The sequence below is a fragment of the Frigoribacterium sp. PhB24 genome (genome assembly GCF_003755185.1).
GTDB lineage: Bacteria > Actinomycetota > Actinomycetes > Actinomycetales > Microbacteriaceae > Frigoribacterium.
The window spans coordinates 185403-204776 of the sequence record NZ_RKIC01000009.1; the positions used below are offsets into that span (position 1 = coordinate 185403).

Sequence of the window (19374 nt, forward strand, 5' to 3'; positions counted from 1 at the left end):
TCGCTCTGTCGACGCGTCGACGACGGGGTTCGGCCCGCGTCATTCCACCCGGTACGAGAGGGCGATGGTCGCCCCCTTGGTGGCGGTCAGCCCGGCCTCAGGGTCGGTCGCCGTCACCGGCAGACTGGCCTCCCAGTCGTAGAACGCGCAGGTGAACGCCGTGCACCGGGGGTAACTCACCCGGAAGCCGAGCCCCTGCAACTGGGCTGTCGCCGTGTCGATGGTCTTGCCGCGGACGTCCGGGATGGTGATGGGAGGTGGCCCCTTCGACACGACGAGATTGACCGTGTCGCCCTGTTTCAGCGGCCCCTCGGCCTGCTGTTCGTAACGGATCACCTCTCCGGAGGCGATTCCGTCACTGAATTCGGTTCCGCTCTCGACGCCGGTCAGCTGGACCTCGGAGAGTGCTCCCTGCGCGTCCGTCACCGACAGTCCCGCCACGTCAGGGACGGGGCCGAGCGAGACGGTCAGCGTCACCGGCTGCTGTTCGCCGTACTGGGTCGCACCGGCGAGATCGACCGGGGCGCCGGCGGCGTCCACTCCGCTGACGGCCAACACGGTTCCGGCCACCGACGCGTCGAACTGGCTCGACGTCGGCTGCAGCGAGAAGTCCGCGAGTGCGTCCGCCGCGGCCGTCTCGGTCTCGCCGACGACGGTGGGAACCGGTAGCTGACGGGGCCCCTGAGAGACCACGAGCGTGATGGTGGAACCTTTTTGTGCTCGGGTCGAGGCATCAGGGTCGGTTCGCGTGACCTGCCCCGTGGGCACCACCGGGGAGAAGTCCGACTGCGGGTCGGGCGCGACCACGAACCCGGCCGACGTGAGGGCGGCCGATGCCGCGGCAGGGTCCTGCCCCGTCACGTCGGGGACGGACGCCTGGGCGCCGGGCCCCGATCCGAACCACCAGCCCACGCCGCCCGCGAGGAGGGCGACGACGATGACGAGGGCCAGGAGCACCCGACCACGTCGTCGACGACGGTCGGCGACGGCGGAGAGCGTCGTGGCGGCGTCGTCGGGTTCGGCTTGCACCGGTCCGGTGCGGTGCCGAGCCTTCGGCAGGACCTGCGTCTCGCCCGTGCCGACGCTGGGGAGGACCGACGTCGCGCCTGCGGCGGGCAGGATCATCGTCCTGTTCACCGGTGGGCCCGACGGATCGGCGAGCACCCGTTGCACGTCGAGCAGTTGGTCGAGCAGCGCCCGAGCGTCCCGAGGTCGTTGTTCGGGGTCGCGCGCGGTCGCCCATTGGACCAGTTCGTCCAGTTCGACCGGCACGTGCGGGTTGGCCGAGCTGGGAGTCGGAACCGTGTCGTTGGCGTGCTGATAGGCGATCTGCATGGGCTGGTCGCCCTTGTAGGGCTGCTCGCCCGTCAGCATCTCGTACATCATGATGCCGAGCGCGTAGATGTCGCTCCGGGTGTCGGCGATGCCGCGGGTCACGAGCTCGGGGGAGAGATAGGCGATGGTCCCCAACAACGCCGCGCCCGTCGCCGTGTTGGCCGTCGCGGCGCGGGCCAGGCCGAAGTCGCCGATCTTGATGCGTCCGTCGTCGGCGAGGAGGACGTTCTCGGGCTTGAGGTCGCGGTGCACGATGCCCGCTCGGTGGGCGGCGGCCAGACCGGCGAGGACGGCCTCGAGGATGTCCATCGCCTGTTCGGGCGTCAGCACCTTGTGGTCCTGCAGGAGTTCGCGCAGGGTGATGCCGGGCAGGTACTCCATCACCAGGTACGCCGAGTCGTCGTCCTGCCCCTGGTCGAAGACGTTGACCACGTTGGGGTGCGCGAGTCGGGCGGCCGAGCGGGCCTCCTGGATGAAACGCTCCTTGAACGACGCGTCGTCGGCGAGATGGCCGTGCATGATCTTGATCGCCACGCGACGTTCGAGCCGCAGGTCGGTGGCGAGGTACACCGTGGCCATGCCGCCCCGGGCGATACGCGAACGGACCTCGTACCGGCCCTCGATGAGACGGCCGATCATCGGGTCAGTCTGGTTCACGCTCACCTTCGTGATTTTACGGACCGTGGGCCGTGCGGGTGTCTCAACTCACCGCACGGCGGCAAACCGCCCCGCGTGCAGGTCGCCGGCGGTTCAGCGGAGGGTCGCGAGCCAGGTGGTGGCCGGAGCCTCCCATTTGGCGTACGCGTCGGGGAATGCCGAGTACTGCACGGCTTGGGCCGCCTTCGTCAGGGGCATCGACTGCCACCCCTTGACGTCGAGGAGGCCCCTCGTCTTGCCCGTGTTCGGGTTGGACGCGCCACCGAAGAACAGCTTGGTGGCGTGCACCGGGTCGCGCAGCTGCGCGGGAGTGCCCCACCCGGTGCTCGGGCGCTGCTGGAAGAGGCCGAGCGAGTCACGGTCGCCGTGGTCGAGGTTGCGCAGGCTGCTCTCCTGCGCGGCCGCGGCCAGGGCAATGACGATCGCGCGATCTCCGACACCGAGTTGGCGTCCCACCGAGATGATGATCCGGGCGTTCGCGGCCTGCTCCGCCGTCAACGTCGCACTGACCCCGATCGGAGCGGCCGACGTCGACGCGACCACGGTCGTGGCGGTGGGGGCCGAGGCCCCGGGCAGGGTGAGAGTCTTGCCGGCGTAGATGGTGCTGGTGAAGGACAGGCCGTTCGCAGCGAGGAGCGCCTTGACGCTCGTGCCCGACTTGGCGGCGATGGAGGCGATGGTGTCGCCCCGCTGGATGACGTAGCTGCCCACGGCGGGCCCCGCGGCGGGGGCCGGCGTCGGGGCGACGGCCGCGGACGCGCCCGAGGGGATCGCCAGCGACTGGCCGGGGTAGATGATGCTCGACAAGCCCAGCCCGTTCGCCTGGATGAGCGAGCTCGTCGTGACGCCGTGGGCACGCGCGATGGAACTCAACGTGTCGCCACGGACGATGACGTACCGCCCGCCCGTCGCCTTCGTCGGCGCAGGCGCGGACGGTGCCTTGGACGCGGCGCTCGTGGCCGCGCTGAGGCTGAGGGTCTGGCCCGGGAAGATGGTGGACTTCCAGCTGAGGCCGTTGAGCGCGAGCACCGAGGCGGTGCTCAGCCCGAACGAGCCGGCGATGCTCGCCACCGTGTCCCCGGACCTCACGGTGTAGGTCGCCGGGGCGGCCCCGAAGAGGGTCGCCGAGCTGGAGGCGGTCTCGACCGTCGCCGCCATCCTCTGCTCGGGTGCCGACAGCCGGGGCGGGAGCACGGGACGGGGGGAGGCGTCGGGCTTCTTGGTGGGGCTGTGGTCGAGCGCGAACACAGGTCCCGTGACGCTCATGCTGAGGGCCATGGAGCCCGCGACGACGATGGGGACCGTGTTCAGCATGGACCGCGCCATGCGCGAGAGCGGCTTCCGCTCCTCGGCCCCGCCGAGCGGGCCGAAGGCGCTGGTCGAGCGTCCGTCCAGGGTCGTCGCGGACTCGGATTCGGAGTCGGGGCGGGCGGAAGTGACGTCGTTCATGGGCTGATCCTCGGTTCGGGGGCGGGGACACGGTCGCTGGGTGATCGGTGAGCCGCGGTGCCACGTCGTCCCAAGTTGGCACACGTGGATATCCAAGTCAATCAGTGTGACGGATGTTGCGGATGTGACGTGCGCCGGGGGAGCGGATCGAGGAGGCGCGGCGAGGGTCGCGAACCCGTGGCAAGGTTGTCGCGTGACCGATCTCTCTCAACGCCCCTGGTTCGCCGACACCGAATGGCTGACCGTGCCCGACCTCGTCGAGCGGCTCGGCCTCGGGGTGAGCCGTGTGCGTCGCCTGCTCGAGGAGCACGTCCTCGTCGGGGCCCGCGTGGACGGCGTCACCAAGGTGCCGGCCGTCTTCCTCGACGGCTCCGAGCCGCGCCACGACCTGCGGGGCACGTTGACGGTCCTGTCCGACAACGGCTTCGACGACGACGAGGCGCTGGACTGGCTCTTGTCCCACGACGAGGCACTGGGTACGAGCCCCGTCGCCGCATTGCAGGCCGGACGCAAGGCGGAGGTCCGCCGAATCGCGCAGAGCCTGCTCTAGTCGGGTCGGCCCGTCAACCCTCGTCGATCGCGCGCGGCGTGGCCGCGCAGGGGTCAGGAGGCGCGACGCGTGACGGTCTCGGCGAGTCGGGTCAGCTGCGTCCGCGCCGACGGCGCGAGCGCCGACCTCTCGAGTGCATGCACGGCGCGTTCGACCTGGTCGGCGATCGTCTGCTCGACCGCGTCGACGGCACCGCTGTCCCGGAGCGTCGCCTGGAGCATGCTGATCTGGTCGTCGTCGAGCTCGGGGTCGCCGAGGAGTTCGTCGAGCAGTCGGACGGCCCCGGGGGGCAGCGCACGACGGGCGGTCGCCACGAGGACCGTCCTCTTGCCTTCTCTCAGATCGTCGCCTGCCGGCTTTCCCGTGACCGAGGGGTCGCCGAAGACGCCCAGCAGGTCGTCGCGCAGTTGGTAGGCGATGCCGAGGGGGAGCCCGAAGTGCCGGAGGGACTCGAGGGCTGACCGGTCGCCACCGGCCATCGCCGCACCGACCGTCAGGGGAGCCTCGACGCTGTACTTCGCCGACTTGTAGACGATGACGCGCTGAGCTCGCGGCAGCAGCTGCAGCTCGTCGACCGTCCTCCAGGCGTTCTCTTCGAGGATGTCGAGGTACTGACCCACCGTGACCTCGGTCCGCATGCGGTTCAGTTCGACGCGGGCCGAACGGGCCGCCTCACGGGACGGGAGGGAGTCCAGGGCCTCGCTCAGCAGCTCGTCGCTCCACGCCAGCAGCAGGTCGCCCATGAGCAGGGCGCCCGACCGGCCGAACGCCTCGGGCGACCCCAGCCAGGAGCCCTCGCGGTGCAGGGCCTCGAAGCGTCGATGCGCCGACGGCAGTCCGCGGCGCGTGTCGGAGTTGTCCATGATGTCGTCGTGGACGAGCGCTGCCGCGTGGAAGAACTCCAGGCCGGCCGAGGCCGTCATGACGGCCTCGATCTCGCGCTCGTCGCGGGCCTCGCCGAGAGGGTCGAACCCCGTGTCGAGTCCCGCGATCGACTGCCAGCCCCAGTAGCAGAAGAGCGCCCTGAAACGTTTCCCGCCCCGGAGCAGATCGCCCGAGTGGATCGAGAAGGGGTCGAGGTCGGGAGCGATGCCCGTCAGGGCCGGTCGCTGCCGCTCGAGGAACCGATCGATGCGCTCTTGAACGACGTCCACTAACCGCGTACTCTCAGCCACGCTGCCTAGCCTAGCGATAGCTGTCGGGCATACACTCGCAGCTACTCATCGCGTCGATCCCGAGGCTCCCGCCTCGCGCTTGAGAGCCCGTGCTCGAAGGGAACACCAAGATGCCACTTTCCGAACAGGAGCAGCGGCTCCTCGAAGAGATGGAGCGGAGTCTCTACAGCAACGACTCCGACTTCGTGGCGACGGTCGGCAACCGCGGTGGCCGACCGAACTACACCCTCGTGGTGGTCGGCGTCCTCGGCGCGCTCGTCGGCATCGCCGTGATCGTCGCGGGCGTGATCTTCCGCCAGCCACTCATCGGCGTCGCAGGATTCGTGGTCATGCTCGCCGGTGTCCTCTTCGCCATCGCGCCGCCGAAGCGCAAGGGGGCCTCGGCTCCCTCGATGCCTTCTGCTCCCCGATCCTCCACTTCTCGGCCGCCCCACCCCGCCAAGGGTGGGTTGATGGATCGCCTCAACGAGCGGTGGGACCGCCGTCAGGACGGCGACGGGCGCGACGCCTAGCCTCTCTTCGCACCACGACCTCAGGGGTCGGCCTTCGGGCCGGCCCCTTTTTCGTGCGCCCGGCGGCCCGGCGGGACCTCCACGACACGCTGGCCGCGCCTCCTCGGGGCGTTCTCCCTCCACCGTCCTCCACCTCCCTGACCCCCGAAGTGGAGCGGATGGAGGAGCAGACACGCGTTGTCGGAGGGGCTGTCTCGTTGCCGGGTGGTTCGTTGTGGAGTAAAGTGGAGGTACGTGCCACAGAGGGGTGCGGGGGCGAGGGGAGACGGGCGCATGTTCCTCGGCACCTATTCGCCCAAGCTCGACGAGAAAGGGCGCATCATCCTCCCCGCGAAATTCCGTGACGAGCTCGCTTCGGGCCTCGTCATGACCCGTGGGCAAGAACGGTGCGTCTATGTCTTCAGCCAGCGAGAGTTCGAAGACATGCACTCGCGCATCCGCCAGGCGCCGGTCACGAGCAAGCAGGCCCGCGACTACATGCGCCTCTTCTTGTCGGGAGCCAGTGACGAGATCCCCGACAAGCAGCACCGGGTGACCATCCCCGCGACGCTTCGCGAGTACGCCGGCCTGGGCCGCGACCTCACCGTGATCGGCGCGGGCAACCGGGCAGAGATCTGGGCCACCGACGCGTGGGACACCTACTACGAGGCACAAGAGGCCGAGTTCGCCAACACCACCGAGGAGGTGATCCCCGGGCTCTTCTAGCCCGTGGGCCCCGACCCTCAGCCGTCAGCCCTGGCACACCTTCCCCGGTGCCAGGTCCCGACGGATGGGGATCAGGGCCGACGAGCACAGCCCGTGTCGCCATGGCCGATCAGATCCACACCCCCGTCCTCCTCGAGCGCACCCTCGAGCTCCTCGCCCCCGCCGTGTCGCGTCCCGGTGCCGTCGTCGTCGACTGCACCCTCGGCATGGGCGGTCACAGCGAGGCGATGCTCCAGGCCTTCCCCGGACTCACCGTCGTCGGGCTCGACCGCGACACCGAGGCCCTCGCCCTGGCAGGCGAGAGGCTCGCACCCTTCGGTGAGCGCGCACGCCTCGTCCACACGACCTACGACGGAATCGCCGAGGCCCTCGACGGACTCGGTCTCGACACGGTCGACGGTGTGCTCTTCGACCTCGGCGTGTCCTCCCTGCAGTTGGACCGGGTCGAGCGTGGGTTCTCGTACTCCAAGGACGCGCCGCTCGACATGCGCATGGACCCGACTTCGTCCGTCACCGCGGAACGCGTCCTCGCCGAGTACCCCGAGAGCGAACTGCGGCGCATCTTCTACCAGTACGGCGAAGAGAAACTGGCCCCGCGCTACGCCCGCCGCATCGTCGAGCACCGGGCCGACGCCCCGCTCACCCGGAGCGGCGAGCTCGTCGACCTGCTGATCGCGGCGACCCCCATGGCGTTGCAGCGAGCTGGACACCCCGCGAAGCGTGTGTTCCAAGCATTGCGCATCGAGGTCAACGGCGAGTTGGCGTCGCTCGAGGCTGCCGTCCCCGTGGCCCTCGACCGGCTCGCCGTCGACGGGCGGATCGTCGTGCTGGCCTACCAATCACTCGAGGACCGCTTCGTCAAACGGGAGTTGGCCGCGCGCACGACCTCGACGGCGCCTCAGGGGCTGCCGGTCGAGCTGCCAGAGCACCGTCCCGACTTCCGCCTGATCGTCCGGGGAGCCGAACTGGCCTCCGACGCCGAGCGCGACCTCAACCCCCGAGCCAAGCCCGTGCGACTGCGTGCCGCCGAACGAATCCGGAGAACAGCATGAGCAGCAACCTGGCCATCGCGACCCCGTCGACGCGCCCGCGGCCCTCGTCCACCCCGGCGGCCCGACCGGTCGAGATCGTCACGAGCCGGTCGCAGCGACGGGCGCGCCCGAAGATCGCCTACGCGCTCATCGCCACGGCCGCCCTCTTCGTCCTGCTGCTGGCCCAGTTGGCCATCAGCATCGCCCTCAGCGACGGCGCGTACAAGATCTCCGACCTGCAGGCCGCCAAGACCGAACTCGTGCGGGACCAGCAGAAGTACAGCGAGCAGCGCGATGTGCTGTCGTCGCCGCAGAACCTCGCCGCCAACGCCGACGAACTCGGCATGGTCCGCAACTCGAACCCCGTCTACCTCGATCTCGCGACGGGTGCGATCCACGGTTCGCCGGCTCCCGCGGAGGGTGCCGATGTCGCGACGTCGGGAAACCTCATCCCGAACACCCTGCTCGACGGTGTGCCTCTCGCGACGAAGGCACCGGCGACCTCCGCCACCGACGACGCGGCCGCCGCCTCCGACCCCGCCGCGACGTCGATCGGCGCGCCGGCGACGGCGGGCGCCGCGGCCGTTCCGACCGACGCAGGCGCGCCGGACGGGCGATCGGCCGACGAGTCGGTAGCGTCGGGCTCGAACGAGCTGGCGGCCCCCCAGACCCGCTAGCGGCGTGCCGTCACCGGTACATCGATCGACGACAGCGGGTCGAGCAGGCGCTCGGCCGCGGTGAGGAACCTCTCGTGAAAGCAGCTCCCCGAAGCCGCCGCCTCCGTGCGACGCTCGCGATGGCGCTCGTCATCGCGCTCGTGGGCGTGTTCGTCGTCCGCCTGGCCGACATCCAACTCGTGCAGGCCGCCGAGCTGAACGAGCAGTCCCAGAACAAGCGCGAGATCGTGCAGACGACCTACGGCGATCGCGGTGACATCACCGACGTCGACGGGACCGTGCTCGCGGGCAGTGTCACCCGGTACAACATCACTGCGGCGCCGGCCTTCGCCACCACCGCCAAGGTGAAGGGCGACGACGGCAAGACCACCGAGCTGACGGTCGACCAGGTGGTCGATCGCATCGCGAAGATCACCGGGGGTGACGCCGCAGCCATGACCACGGCGCTGACCACCGACCCCGAGGCCAACTTCGCCTACCTGGTCAAGGGCGTCGACGTCGACGCCTTCCGCGAGGTCCGCGAGATGAACGTGTCGTGGGTGTACTTCCAGCGCCAGGCCGCACGCACGTACCCCAACGGCGCGGTGGCCGGAAACCTCACCGGTTTCATCGGGACCGATGGTCCGCAGGCCGGTCTCGAGCTGAGCCAGAACGCCTGCCTGGCCGGCACCGACGGCTCCGAGACCTACGAACGTGGAGCCGACGGCGTCCAGCTCCCCGGTAGCACCGTGACGACCAAGGAAGCCGTCGCCGGTGGAACCCTCCGCCTCACGGTCGACGGTGACCTCCAGTACATGACCCAGCAGGCGCTCGGCGAACAGGCCGAGGCCATCGGGGCCGAGTCGGCCACGGCCGTCGTCATGAAAGCGAGCGACGCCTCGCTGCTCGCGGTCGCCGACTATCCCGCCGTCGACCCCAACGACGTGAACGGTACCGCCGTCGACGACCTGGGCAGCAAGGCCTTCACCTCGTCGTACGAGCCGGGGTCGACGTTCAAGGCCATGACCGCCGCCATGCTGCTCGACTCGGGCAAGGCCGATCCTGCGACGCGGGCGACCGTGCCCTATTCCCGCAGCTTCCCGTGGGGTGGCGAGATCCACGACGCGACCTTCCACCCGACCGAGAACCTCACGCTCACGGGCATCCTGCGCGACTCCTCGAACGTCGGCATCTCGCTGCTCGGCCAGTCGTTGTCGGCGCAGCAACGGCACGACTACATGGTCAAGTTCGGCCTCAACGACCCGACCGGCGTCGACTTCCTCGGTGAGCCCACGACAGGTATCCGTCCCGCGTCGCAGTGGGATCAGCAGACGAGCATCAACACCATGTTCGGGCAGGGTGTCTCGACCACGGCCATCCACCTCGCGAGCATCTACCAGACGTTGGCCAACCACGGGGTCCGGTTGCCTGTCAACCTCGTCGCGGGCTGCACGGCTCCCGACGGCACCGTCACCGGGACCCCGTCGGCCGAGGGCACGACCGTGGTCTCGCCGTGGGCTGCCGACACGACCGTGAACATGCTCGAGAAGGTCGTCAGCGACGGCGACCTCAAGGACGTCCTGACCATCCCCGGCTACCGCGTCGCCGCGAAGACCGGCACCGCCGAGGTCGCGCGGTCCGACGGAACCGGCTACGGTTCAGACCGCATCGTCTCGGTGGCGGGCATCGCGCCGGCCGAGAACCCGCAGTACGTCGTCGTCGTGACCTTCACCAAGCCCAGTACCATCAAGACGTCGGCCGCTGCGGCGCCGACCTTCAACAAGATCATGTCCCAGGTCCTCGAGATGTATCGGGTCCCTCCGTCGACGGAGCCGGCACCCAGCCTGCCCGAGACCTGGTGAGAGAAGAGGATTCTTTGAGCGCCCGGATCCCCCCGGTCCTTCGACCGGAACATCCGTCGGCGAGGTCACTCGCCCAACTGGTCAGCGAGTTCGGACTCGAGCACGAGGGTTCCCTCGACGGCATCGAGATCACCGGCATCACGCTGAGCACGGCGGACCTCCACCCCGGCGATCTGTACGTGGGCGTGCCCGGTGAGCACCGGCACGGCGCCGAGTTCGCCGAGCAGGCACGCGACGGTGGGGCCGTGGCCCTGCTGACCGACGCCGCCGGAGCCGAGCTGGCCCGGTCGAGCGGCCTGCCGGTCGTCCTCGTGGATTCGCCCCGGGCCGCGCTCGGGGAGCTCTCGGCGTGGATCTACCGCACCGACAGCGACGACGCGCCCCTGCTGCTCGCGGTCACCGGTACCAACGGCAAGACCAGCACGTCCTACCTGCTCGAGGGCGTCCTGCGACAGCTGGGGCTCGTCACCGGCCTCAGCAGCACGGCCGAGCGCCACATCGGCGACCTCACCGTCGTCAGTCGCCTCACGACCCCCGAGGCCAGCGAGATGCACGCACTCCTCGCCCGCATGCGCGAGAGCGAGGTGCGTGCGGTGGCCGTCGAGGTCAGCGCGCAAGCCCTCAGTCGCAATCGCGTCGACGGCCTCGTCTTCGACGTCGCCGCGTTCACCAACCTGAGCCACGACCATCTCGACGACTACGCCGACATGGAAGAGTACTTCCACGCCAAACTGCCGTTGTTCCAGCCCGACCGGGCACGTCGTGCCGTCGTCTCCCTCGATTCGCCCTACGGGCAACGCGTCGTCGACAACGCCCGAATCCCGTTGACGACCATCACGATCCTGCCCGACGTCGAGGCCGACTGGACGGTCGAGATCCTCGACGAGCAGGCCGCCTACACCGAGTTCCGCCTGTCCGGTCCTGAACAGCGCTCCCTCGTCACGCGCGTCCCGCTGATCGGATGGCACATGGTCGCCAACGCGGCCCTGGCGATCGTCATGCTGGTCGAGGCGGGCTTCGAGCTCGAGGCCATCGGCCAGGCGCTCGACGCCGACGGCGGCATCGTGGCGTACCTCCCCGGACGCACCGAGCGCGTCTCGGGTGACACCGGACCGAGCGTCTACGTCGACTTCGGTCACAGCCCGGACGCGTTCCTGACGACCCTCGCCGCGGTGCGCACCTTCACGCCCGGCAAGGTCATCATGTTGTTCGGCGCCGACGGCGACCGTGACACGACCAAGCGAGGCGAGATGGCCCGGGTGGCCGCCGCCGGCTCCGACATCCTCGTCGTCACCGACCACCACCCCCGCTTCGAGGACCCGTCCTCGATCCGCAAGACCCTCGTCGACGCCGCGCGCAAGGCCTACCCCGAGCACGAGATCCACGAGGTCAGTCCGCCCGAGGCCGCAATCCGTGCGGCCGTGGCCCTGGCCGGCGAGGGCGACTCGATCCTCTGGGCGGGTCCCGGCCACCAGGACTACCGCGACATCCGTGGCGAGCGCACCCCGTACTCCGCACGCGACGAAGCCCGCGCGGCCCTGCGCGAGGCCGGGTGGTCCGAGTGATCGCCCTCACACCCCTCCGTGTCGCCGAGATCACCGGCGGACGCCTGGTCCACCCCGAGGAGGCGCGGGCCGCGACCGCGGTCGACGGCACGGTCGAGACCGATTCGCGTCTGGTCACCCCGGGGTCCGTCTTCTTCGCCCTGCGTGGTGAGGTCACCGACGGTCACCTCTTCGTCGGGGCGGCCACGGCGAACGGTGCCGCGCTCGTGGTCGCCGAGCGTGAGGTCGACACGACTGCGTCGCTCGTGGTCGTGGACGACGGAGTCGTCGCGCTGTCCCGCCTCGCCGCCGCCGTCGTCGAGCACGTCCGTGGTCTCGGTCGGTTGAAGGTCGTCGGCGTCACCGGCTCCAACGGCAAGACCAGCACGAAGAACATGCTGCGCGCCGTCCTCAGCGACGTCGCGCCCACGGTCGCGCCCGAGGGGTCCTTCAACAACCACGTCGGGGCACCGATCTCGATGCTCCGCATCGACGAGGCCACCGAGTACCTCGTGGTCGAGATGGGCGCCAGTGGCCCGGGCGAGATCGCCCGGCTCGTCGAGATCGCCCGCCCCGACACCGGGGTCGTGCTGAAGGTCGGCCTCGCCCACGCGGACGGCTTCGGCGGCATCGAAGGCACGCGCGCGGCCAAGGCCGAGATGGTGACCGATCTGCCCGCCACGGGGACGGCAGTCCTCAACGCCGACGACGACCGCGTCGCCGGCATGGCGACCGTGACCGCCGCCCGGGTCGTGACCTTCGGGCAGAGCCCCGGGTCCGACTACCGGGCGTCCGACGTCGACGTCTCGGCTTCGGGCACCTCCTTCACCTTCGAGCACGGCAGCACGACTCGCCGCGTGTCGTTGCGCATCCTCGGTGAGCACCACGTCATGAACGCCCTGGCGGCGCTCAGTGTCGTCGGCGAGTGGGGAGTCGACCTCGATCGGGCCGTCACGGTCCTCGAGGGCGTGACCCGAGCCGAGCGCTGGCGCATGGAGGTCCTCGACGCCCCCGGCGGCGTGACCGTCGTCAACGACGCCTACAACGCGAGCCCCGACTCGGTGGCCGCGGCGCTGAAGACCCTCGCCCAGATCACAGGCCCCGACCACCGTTCGGTGGCCGTCCTCGGTGAGATGGCCGAGCTCGGCGAGTACGCGCGAGACGAGCACGACCGCGTCGGCCGTCTGGTCGTCCGGCTCAACGTCCGCCAACTCGTGGTCGTCGGCCACGAGGCGCGACACATCCACATGGCGGCGGGCCTCGAGGGCTCGTGGGACGGAGAAAGCGTGCTGGTCGACACGATCGACGAGGCGTACGACCTCCTGCGGGGCACCCTGCGAGCCGGGGACGTCGTCCTCGTGAAGTCGTCCAAGTCGGCCGGCCTGCGCTTCCTCGGCGACCGCCTGGCCGGGGTGACGGCATGATCGCGCTGTTGATCGGCGGTGGGTTCTCCCTCGCCTTCACGCTGCTGATGACCCCCGCGTTCATCAAGCTCTTCCACCGACTCGGCTGGGGTCAGTTCATCCGCGACGACGGCCCCCAGTCGCACCACACCAAGCGCGGCACGGCGACGATGGGCGGCATCGTCCTGATCATCGGTACCGTGCTCGGCTACTTCATCGGTCATCTGGTCGGCGGGGACGAGCTCACGCTCAGCGGGCTGCTCGTCCTGTTCATGATGGTCGGTCTCGGCGTGGTCGGATTCCTCGACGACTTCCTCAAGGTGCGCAACCAGCGCAGTCTGGGGCTCGGCGGGTGGGCGAAGATCGCGGGGCAGGTCGTGGTGGGGGCCGTGTTCGCCGTCCTGGCGCTCTCGTTCACGAACGACCGGGGTCTCGCCCCCGCCTCGACGATGATCTCCGGCCTGCGCGACATCCCGTGGCTCGATTTCATGTTCTTCGGCACGATCATCGGCGGTGGGTTGTTCCTGATCTGGGTCGTCCTGATCACCGTGAGCACGTCGAACGGCGTCAACGTCGCCGACGGCCTGGACGGACTCGCGACCGGTGCCTCGATCCTCGCGATCGCGTCGTACATCTTCATCGGCTTCTGGCAGAACAACCAGCTCTGCACCAGCGTCCGACTCGACGAGGCCACCCGTGCGGCCTGCTACCAGGTGGCGGATCCGCTCGACCTGGCGGTCGTCGCCGCCTGCATCTGCGGTGGTCTGATCGGATTCCTCTGGTGGAACACCTCTCCCGCCCAGATCTTCCTCGGTGACACCGGGTCGCTGGGCCTGGGTGGCACGTTGGCCGCGCTGGCGATCCTCAGCCGTACCGAGCTGCTGCTCGTGCTCATCGGTGGACTGTTCATCGTCGTCACGGGGTCGGTGATCCTGCAGCGCGCGTACTTCAAGATCACGAAGGGCAAGCGCATCTTCCTGATGAGCCCCCTGCATCACCACTTCGAGCTCAAGGGCTGGGCCGAGGTGACCGTCGTGGTCCGCTTCTGGATCATCGCCGGGCTCTTCGTCGCCGCCGGCGTCGGCACCTTCTACCTCGAATGGATCCTCCGCACCTCATGAGCGACGGCAGCACCGCCCCCCTCGTCGAACGACTGGCCGGGCTCGACAGCTGGCGTGCCGACTGGTCGGGTCTCCGCGTGGCCGTCCTCGGTCTCGGCTCGACCGGTTTCTCGGTGGCCGACACCCTGGCCGAACTGGGCGCCGACGTCCTCGTGGTGGCTCCCGCGGTCGATCCCGACAGGGCCGAACTGCTGCAGCTGATCGGGGCGCGTCTCGACGAGGTCGAATCCGTGGAGTCGCCCTCGTCGACGCTCACGGCCTTCGACGCCCAACTCGTCGTCGCCAGCCCCGGGTTCTCCCCGCATCACCCCCTCGTCCGGTGGGCGGTCGAGTCGGGGCTGGCCGTGTGGGGCGACGTCGAGCTGGCCTGGCGGGTCCGCGACAAAGCCGAGCGCGTGGCCGACTGGGTGCTCGTCACGGGAACGAACGGCAAGACCACGACGACGCAGTTGGCGGCCGCGATGGCCGCCGCCGACGGACGGCGTGTCGCACCCTGCGGCAACATCGGCGTCCCCGTCCTCGACGCGGTGCGCGACCCCGACGGTTTCGACCTGTTCGTCGTCGAGCTCTCGAGCCACCAACTGCACTACCTGCCCACCGACGGGCCCGGTGCCCTCCGTCCCCGCGCCTCCGTCTGTCTGAACCTCGAGGCGGACCACCTCGAGTGGCACGGCGGCGCGGATGCCTACCGGGCCGCGAAGGCCAAGGTGTACGAGAACACGGTCGTGGCCTGTGTCTACAACAAGGCCGACGAGGCCACTCTCCGCATGGTCGAGGAGGCCGAGGTCGAAGAGGGCTGTCGCGCCGTCGGATTCGGGCTCGACGCCCCCGGGCCGAGCGAGGTCGGAATCGTGACGGGTGACGGCGTCGCCGTCCTGGCCGACCGTGCCTTCCTGGCCGCACGGCACACCCAGGCGCTCGAACTGACCACGCGCGAGGCCTTGCGGGGTGTCGGTCTCGGGGCCGACCACCTCGTCGAGGACGTGCTCGCCGCCGCCGCGCTCGTCCGCGCCGTGGGAGTCGCCCCCGTGTCGATCCGAGACGCCCTCGCCGGTTTCGCGGTCGACCACCATCGCACAGAGGTCGTGGCCGAGTCCGGCGGAGTGACGTGGGTCGACGACTCGAAGGCGACCAACCCCCATGCCGCGCGCGCCTCCCTGACGGCCTTCCCGTCGGTCGTGTGGATCGTCGGTGGCCTCTTCAAGGGCGTCGACGTCGAGCCACTCGTCCTCGAAGCGACGGGCGCGGTCCGGGCAGCGGTGTTCGTCGGGGTCGACCGGGAGCCGCTCCGGCGGGCCTTCTCCCGACACGCGCCCGGCATCCCCGTCTTCGAGGTGGACGCCACCGACACTGGGCAGGTGATGCCGACGGCCGTGCGCTTCGCTGCGAGCGTGGCCCGGCCCGGAGACACCGTGCTCCTCGCCCCGGCGGCGGCGTCCATGGACCAGTTCACCGACTACACGGCCCGAGGGCGATCCTTCGCCCAGGCCGTACACGAGCACTTGAGGGGTGACGTCGATGGCCAACCCGCCGTCCAGCCTCCCGCGCCGCCGACCGACTGAACCGAGTCGGACGCGCCGTGGGCCGGTCGAGCCGACCGACGAGGCGTCGAGCGGCCTGGGGTCCTCGAAGCGCACCGCCGGTGCGGTGGTCCGCGTCAAGAAGCTCTTCGCGGCCGAGACGGGCTCGTACTTCGTGATCCTCGGCACGACGTTGTTCATGGTCGTGCTGGGCCTCGTCATGGTGCTCTCGTCGTCGTCGGTCGAGCAGTACATCTCGTCCCAGCACACCTCGTTCTTCGGCGCATTCATCCGACAGAGCACCTACGCCGCGGTCGGCATCCCGCTGATGCTCATCGTGTCCCGCCTGCCCGTGTCGTTCTTCAAGCGGTGGGCCTGGCACATCCTGGGCGCGACGGTCGTGTTGCAGCTGCTGGTCTTCTCGCCCCTGGGCTACGAGAGCGGCGGCAACCGCAACTGGGTCAACTTCGGGGCGTTCACCGCCCAGCCGTCCGAGGCCGTGAAGCTCGCTCTCGCCCTGTGGCTCGGCATGATCCTCTCGGTCAAGCGAGATCTGCTCGACGACTGGAAGCACCTTGCCATCCCGCTCGTGCCCGTCGCGGGCGTCGCGATCGGCCTCGTCGTGCTCGGTGGCGACCTCGGGACGACCATGATCATGCTGTTGCTGGTCTTCGCGGCCGTCTGGTTCGCCGGGGTGCGCCTTCGCTACCTGCTGGCGCCGCTCGCGTTCCTCGCGGTCGTCGTGCCCCTGATCGCCCAGGGGTCGAGCTCTCGCAACTCTCGGATCGCCGCCTGGCTGTCCGGATGCACCGACTCCACTCAGTACCAGGCCGAGTGCTGGCAGACCCTCCACGGCACCTGGGCGCTGGCCTCCGGGGGACTCTTCGGCGTCGGCCTGGGAAACTCGAAGTCGAAGTGGTCCTGGCTGCCCGAGGCCGACAACGACTTCATCTTCGCCATCATCGGCGAAGAGCTCGGGCTGATCGGGGCGATCGTCGTGCTGGCGTTGTTCATCGTCCTCGCCGTCGGGTTCGTCAAGATCATCCGTCGCACGAACGACCCCTTCGTCCGCGTGACGACCGGGGCCATCACGGCGTGGATCATCGGCCAGGCGCTCGTCAACATCGCGGTCGTGCTGGGGTTGCTGCCGGTGCTCGGTGTTCCTCTGCCCCTCATCTCGGCGGGCGGGTCCGCGTTGATTGTCACCCTCGTGGCCATCGGCGTGGTGCTCTCGTTCGCGCGGGTCCCCGACGAGGGCGACGCGCGGCAGGGGCTCCCGCGACAGCGGGTAGGGTCTCTGCGGTGACGACGTATCTCCTCGCCGGCGGTGGCACCGCCGGGCACGTGAACCCGCTCCTCGCCGTGGCCGATCGGCTCCGTCGACGAGAACCCGACGCGACCGTCCTCGTCCTCGGCACGGCCGAGGGGCTGGAGGCCCGTCTCGTCCCGCAGCGTGGGTACGAGTTGCTCACCGTGCCCCGGCTTCCCTTCCCCCGGAAGCCATCGGCGGCGGCACTGCGCTTCCCGCGCCGGCTCGCCGATGCGATCGACGGCATCCGCTCGTTGCTCGCCCAGCACGACGTGGACGTCGTCGTGGGGTTCGGCGGCTACGCGGCCGCTCCCGCCTACGTCGCCGCGTGGCGGTCGAAGGTCCCCGTGGTCGTCCACGAGGCCAATGCGAAGCCGGGCATGGCGAACGTGCTCGGGTCCTTCCTCTCGTCGCACGTCGGTGTCGTGTTCCGGTCCACCCGTCTCCGAGGTGGCAGGCAGGTCGGCATGCCGCTGCGCGACGAGATCGAGACGCTCGACCGACGGGCACGCCGCGACGAGGCCGTCCTGGCGTTCGACCTCGACCCCGCACGGCCCACCCTGCTCGTCACGGGCGGCTCGACCGGTGCGCGCCGACTCAACGAGACCATGTCCCGGGCCGCCGTCAGCGTGCTCGGCGCCGGCTGGCAGATCCTGCACATCACCGGCGAGAAGTCCGATCTCACCTCGACCGATCTCGAGGGCCATCACCTGATGCGCTACTGCGACCGCATGGACCTCGCCCTCTCGGCTGCGGACTTCGTCGTCTCGCGAGCGGGCTCGGCCACGGTGAGCGAGCTCACGGCCCTCGGCCTGCCCTCGGTGCTCGTGCCCTACCCGGTGGGCAACGGTGAGCAACGACACAACGCCACCGACGTCGTCGGTGCCGGGGGGGCGTTGCTGGTCGCCGACGCCGACTTCACGCCCGCGTGGGTCGAGCGCACGCTCGTCCCACTATTGCTCGACCGTGCCGTCGTGGCCGACATGGCGGTCCGTGCCGCGTCGGTCGGGGTTCGGGACGGAACCGACCGCACGGTCGACCTCGTCCTCGACGCCGTCGGCCGCGCCTCCTCGTCATCCATCGACCCCGACCTCAGCGAGAGATCATGATCAAGCCCGACCTCGACCAGCCGATCCCCACCGAACTCGGTGCCGTCCACTTCGTCGGCATCGGCGGCTCGGGCATGAGCGGCATCGCCCGCGTGTTCCTCGCCGCCGGCCACCGGGTCACCGGGTCGGACGTCCGTGACAGCGCGGCCGTGGAGTCCCTTCGGGCCCTGGGTGCCGAGATCGCCATCGGGCACGACGCCGCCAACGTGGGCGGCGCGGACACGCTCGTCGTGACCGGGGCTCTCTGGCAGGACAACCCCGAATACCAGCTCGCCTTGACGAAGGGGTTGCCGGTCCTCCACCGCTCGCAGGCTCTCGCCTGGCTCATCGGGACGCAGCGACTCGTCTCGGTCGCCGGTGCACACGGCAAGACCACGTCGACCGGCATGATCGTCACCGCCCTGCTCGCCGCCGGGCACGACCCGAGTTTCGTGAACGGGGGCGTCATCCAGTCCCTGGGCGTGAGCGCCCGTGGCGGCGACGACGAGCTGTTCGTGGTCGAGGCCGACGAGTCCGACGGGTCGTTCCTGCTCTACGACACCTCGGTCGCCCTGATCACGAACGTCGATGCCGACCACCTCGACCACTACGGCTCGCACGAGGCGTTCGACGATGCCTTCGTCCGGTTCGCCTCCGCCGCACGCGAGTTCGTCGTCGTCTCGAGCGACGACGCCGGTGCGGTGCGTGTCGCCGGTCGTCTCGACCACCCGCGCGTCGTGACCTTCGGCGAGGCCACCGACGCCGACGTGCGCCTGAGCGACGTCGCCTCGACCGGCCCGGTCTCCTTCACCCTGCACGCCGAGGGGCGATCGTGGCCCGTGCAGTTGCGGGTCCCCGGGCGGCACAACGCGGTGAACGCCACGGGCGCCTTCGCGGTCCTCGTCGGCCTGGGGGTCGAACCCGAGGCGGCCATCGCCGGTCTCGAGACGTTCGGTGGCACCGAGCGCCGATTCGAGCTGCACGGCGTCGTCCGCGGCGTCAGCGTGTACGACGACTACGCGCACCACCCGACCGAGGTCGCGGCGGCCCTCCAGGCCGCGCGCTCGGTCGTCGGCGAGGGACGGCTCATCGCGGTGCACCAGCCGCACCTCTACAGTCGGACGCGGATGATGGCCGGCGAGTTCGCCGAGACCTACGAGCGTCTCGCGGACCACACCATCGTGCTCGACGTCTACGGTGCCCGCGAGGACCCCGAGCCCGGGGTCACCGGTGCGCTCGTGTCCGACCGTTTCGCGGACTCCGGTCGCGTCGACTTCGTGGCCGACTGGCAGGCTGCGGCAGACCGTACGGCCGAGGTCGCGCGCGAGGGGGATTTCGTGATCACGCTCGGCTGCGGCGACGTGTACCGCATCGTGCCGCAGTTGCTCGGATCGCTGGACGCGGCCCACGAGCCCGTCGTCGCCGTCGCGGAGGAGTCCGCGGAGTGACCTGTCACA

The 19374-nt window shown here is 70.0% G+C and carries 15 protein-coding genes and 1 pseudogene; 13 read left to right on the forward strand and 3 right to left on the reverse strand.

Features of this window, described 5'->3' with window-relative positions:
- Window positions 1-39: 39 nt before the first annotated feature.
- A complete protein-coding gene (gene pknB / locus EDF50_RS01450; RefSeq protein WP_123517606.1) occupies window positions 40-1998 on the reverse strand; it encodes a Stk1 family PASTA domain-containing Ser/Thr kinase in 1959 nt (652 codons plus the stop codon).
- An 87-nt stretch (window positions 1999-2085) separates the two neighbouring features.
- Entirely contained in the window at window positions 2086-3441 is a 1356-nt protein-coding gene (locus EDF50_RS01455) for a LysM peptidoglycan-binding domain-containing protein (protein WP_233570251.1), read from the reverse strand.
- 193 nt (window positions 3442-3634) lie between these two features.
- Here EDF50_RS01455 and EDF50_RS01460 point away from each other — a divergent pair, with 193 nt between their 5' ends.
- Window positions 3635-3991: an Rv2175c family DNA-binding protein gene (locus EDF50_RS01460; RefSeq protein WP_123517607.1), complete on the forward strand. Its 357-nt coding sequence runs from the start codon at window positions 3635-3637 to the stop codon at window positions 3989-3991.
- Window positions 3992-4044: 53 nt separating this feature from the next.
- Here the strand turns inward: EDF50_RS01460 and EDF50_RS01465 are convergent, their stop codons facing one another.
- A complete protein-coding gene (locus EDF50_RS01465) occupies window positions 4045-5166 on the reverse strand; it encodes a polyprenyl synthetase family protein (RefSeq protein ID WP_123517609.1) in 1122 nt (373 codons plus the stop codon).
- Between the two features lie 110 nt (window positions 5167-5276).
- Between EDF50_RS01465 and EDF50_RS01470 the strand changes: the two genes are divergently transcribed.
- The 12 genes and pseudogenes from EDF50_RS01470 to murC form a co-directional block, all read left to right on the forward strand.
- Window positions 5277-5678, forward strand: coding sequence for a DUF3040 domain-containing protein (locus EDF50_RS01470; RefSeq protein WP_123518366.1), 402 nt, complete (start codon window positions 5277-5279; stop codon window positions 5676-5678).
- Window positions 5679-5951: 273 nt separating this feature from the next.
- A complete protein-coding gene (gene mraZ, locus EDF50_RS01475) occupies window positions 5952-6383 on the forward strand; it encodes a division/cell wall cluster transcriptional repressor MraZ (RefSeq protein WP_123517610.1) in 432 nt (143 codons plus the stop codon).
- Between the two features lie 101 nt (window positions 6384-6484).
- Complete coding sequence (rsmH, locus tag EDF50_RS01480; protein ID WP_123517612.1) at window positions 6485-7435, forward strand: 16S rRNA (cytosine(1402)-N(4))-methyltransferase RsmH; 951 nt, start codon at window positions 6485-6487, stop codon at window positions 7433-7435.
- Window positions 7432-8091: a hypothetical protein gene (locus EDF50_RS01485; RefSeq protein ID WP_123517614.1), complete on the forward strand. Its 660-nt coding sequence runs from the start codon at window positions 7432-7434 to the stop codon at window positions 8089-8091. The genes rsmH and EDF50_RS01485 overlap by 4 nt, the downstream gene beginning before the upstream one ends.
- A gap of 74 nt (window positions 8092-8165) precedes the next feature.
- Window positions 8166-9932, forward strand: a complete 1767-nt coding sequence (locus tag EDF50_RS01490) for a penicillin-binding protein 2 (RefSeq protein WP_233570252.1) — start codon at window positions 8166-8168, stop codon at window positions 9930-9932.
- A gap of 14 nt (window positions 9933-9946) precedes the next feature.
- Window positions 9947-11497, forward strand: a complete 1551-nt coding sequence (locus EDF50_RS01495; RefSeq protein WP_123517618.1) for a Mur ligase family protein — start codon at window positions 9947-9949, stop codon at window positions 11495-11497.
- Entirely contained in the window at window positions 11494-12900 is a 1407-nt protein-coding gene (murF, locus tag EDF50_RS01500; protein WP_123517620.1) for a UDP-N-acetylmuramoyl-tripeptide--D-alanyl-D-alanine ligase, read from the forward strand. The genes EDF50_RS01495 and murF overlap by 4 nt, the downstream gene beginning before the upstream one ends.
- Entirely contained in the window at window positions 12897-14000 is a 1104-nt protein-coding gene (mraY, locus tag EDF50_RS01505) for a phospho-N-acetylmuramoyl-pentapeptide-transferase (protein ID WP_123517621.1), read from the forward strand. Before murF ends, mraY begins: the two co-directional genes overlap by 4 nt.
- Complete coding sequence (murD, locus tag EDF50_RS01510) at window positions 13997-15562, forward strand: UDP-N-acetylmuramoyl-L-alanine--D-glutamate ligase (RefSeq protein WP_123518367.1); 1566 nt, start codon at window positions 13997-13999, stop codon at window positions 15560-15562. Before mraY ends, murD begins: the two co-directional genes overlap by 4 nt.
- Entirely contained in the window at window positions 15519-16826 is a 1308-nt protein-coding gene (ftsW, locus tag EDF50_RS01515; RefSeq protein ID WP_123517623.1) for a putative lipid II flippase FtsW, read from the forward strand. Before murD ends, ftsW begins: the two co-directional genes overlap by 44 nt.
- Window positions 16823-17938 carry a glycosyltransferase gene (locus EDF50_RS01520; RefSeq protein WP_123517625.1) on the forward strand — a complete coding sequence of 372 codons (1116 nt, stop codon included), beginning with the start codon at window positions 16823-16825 and terminating at the stop codon, window positions 17936-17938. Before ftsW ends, EDF50_RS01520 begins: the two co-directional genes overlap by 4 nt.
- Window positions 17935-19363 (forward strand): annotated as a pseudogene (gene murC, locus EDF50_RS01525) (UDP-N-acetylmuramate--L-alanine ligase); the annotation flags it as partial. The gene EDF50_RS01520 and the pseudogene murC, both read left to right, overlap by 4 nt.
- Window positions 19364-19374 lie beyond the last annotated feature (11 nt).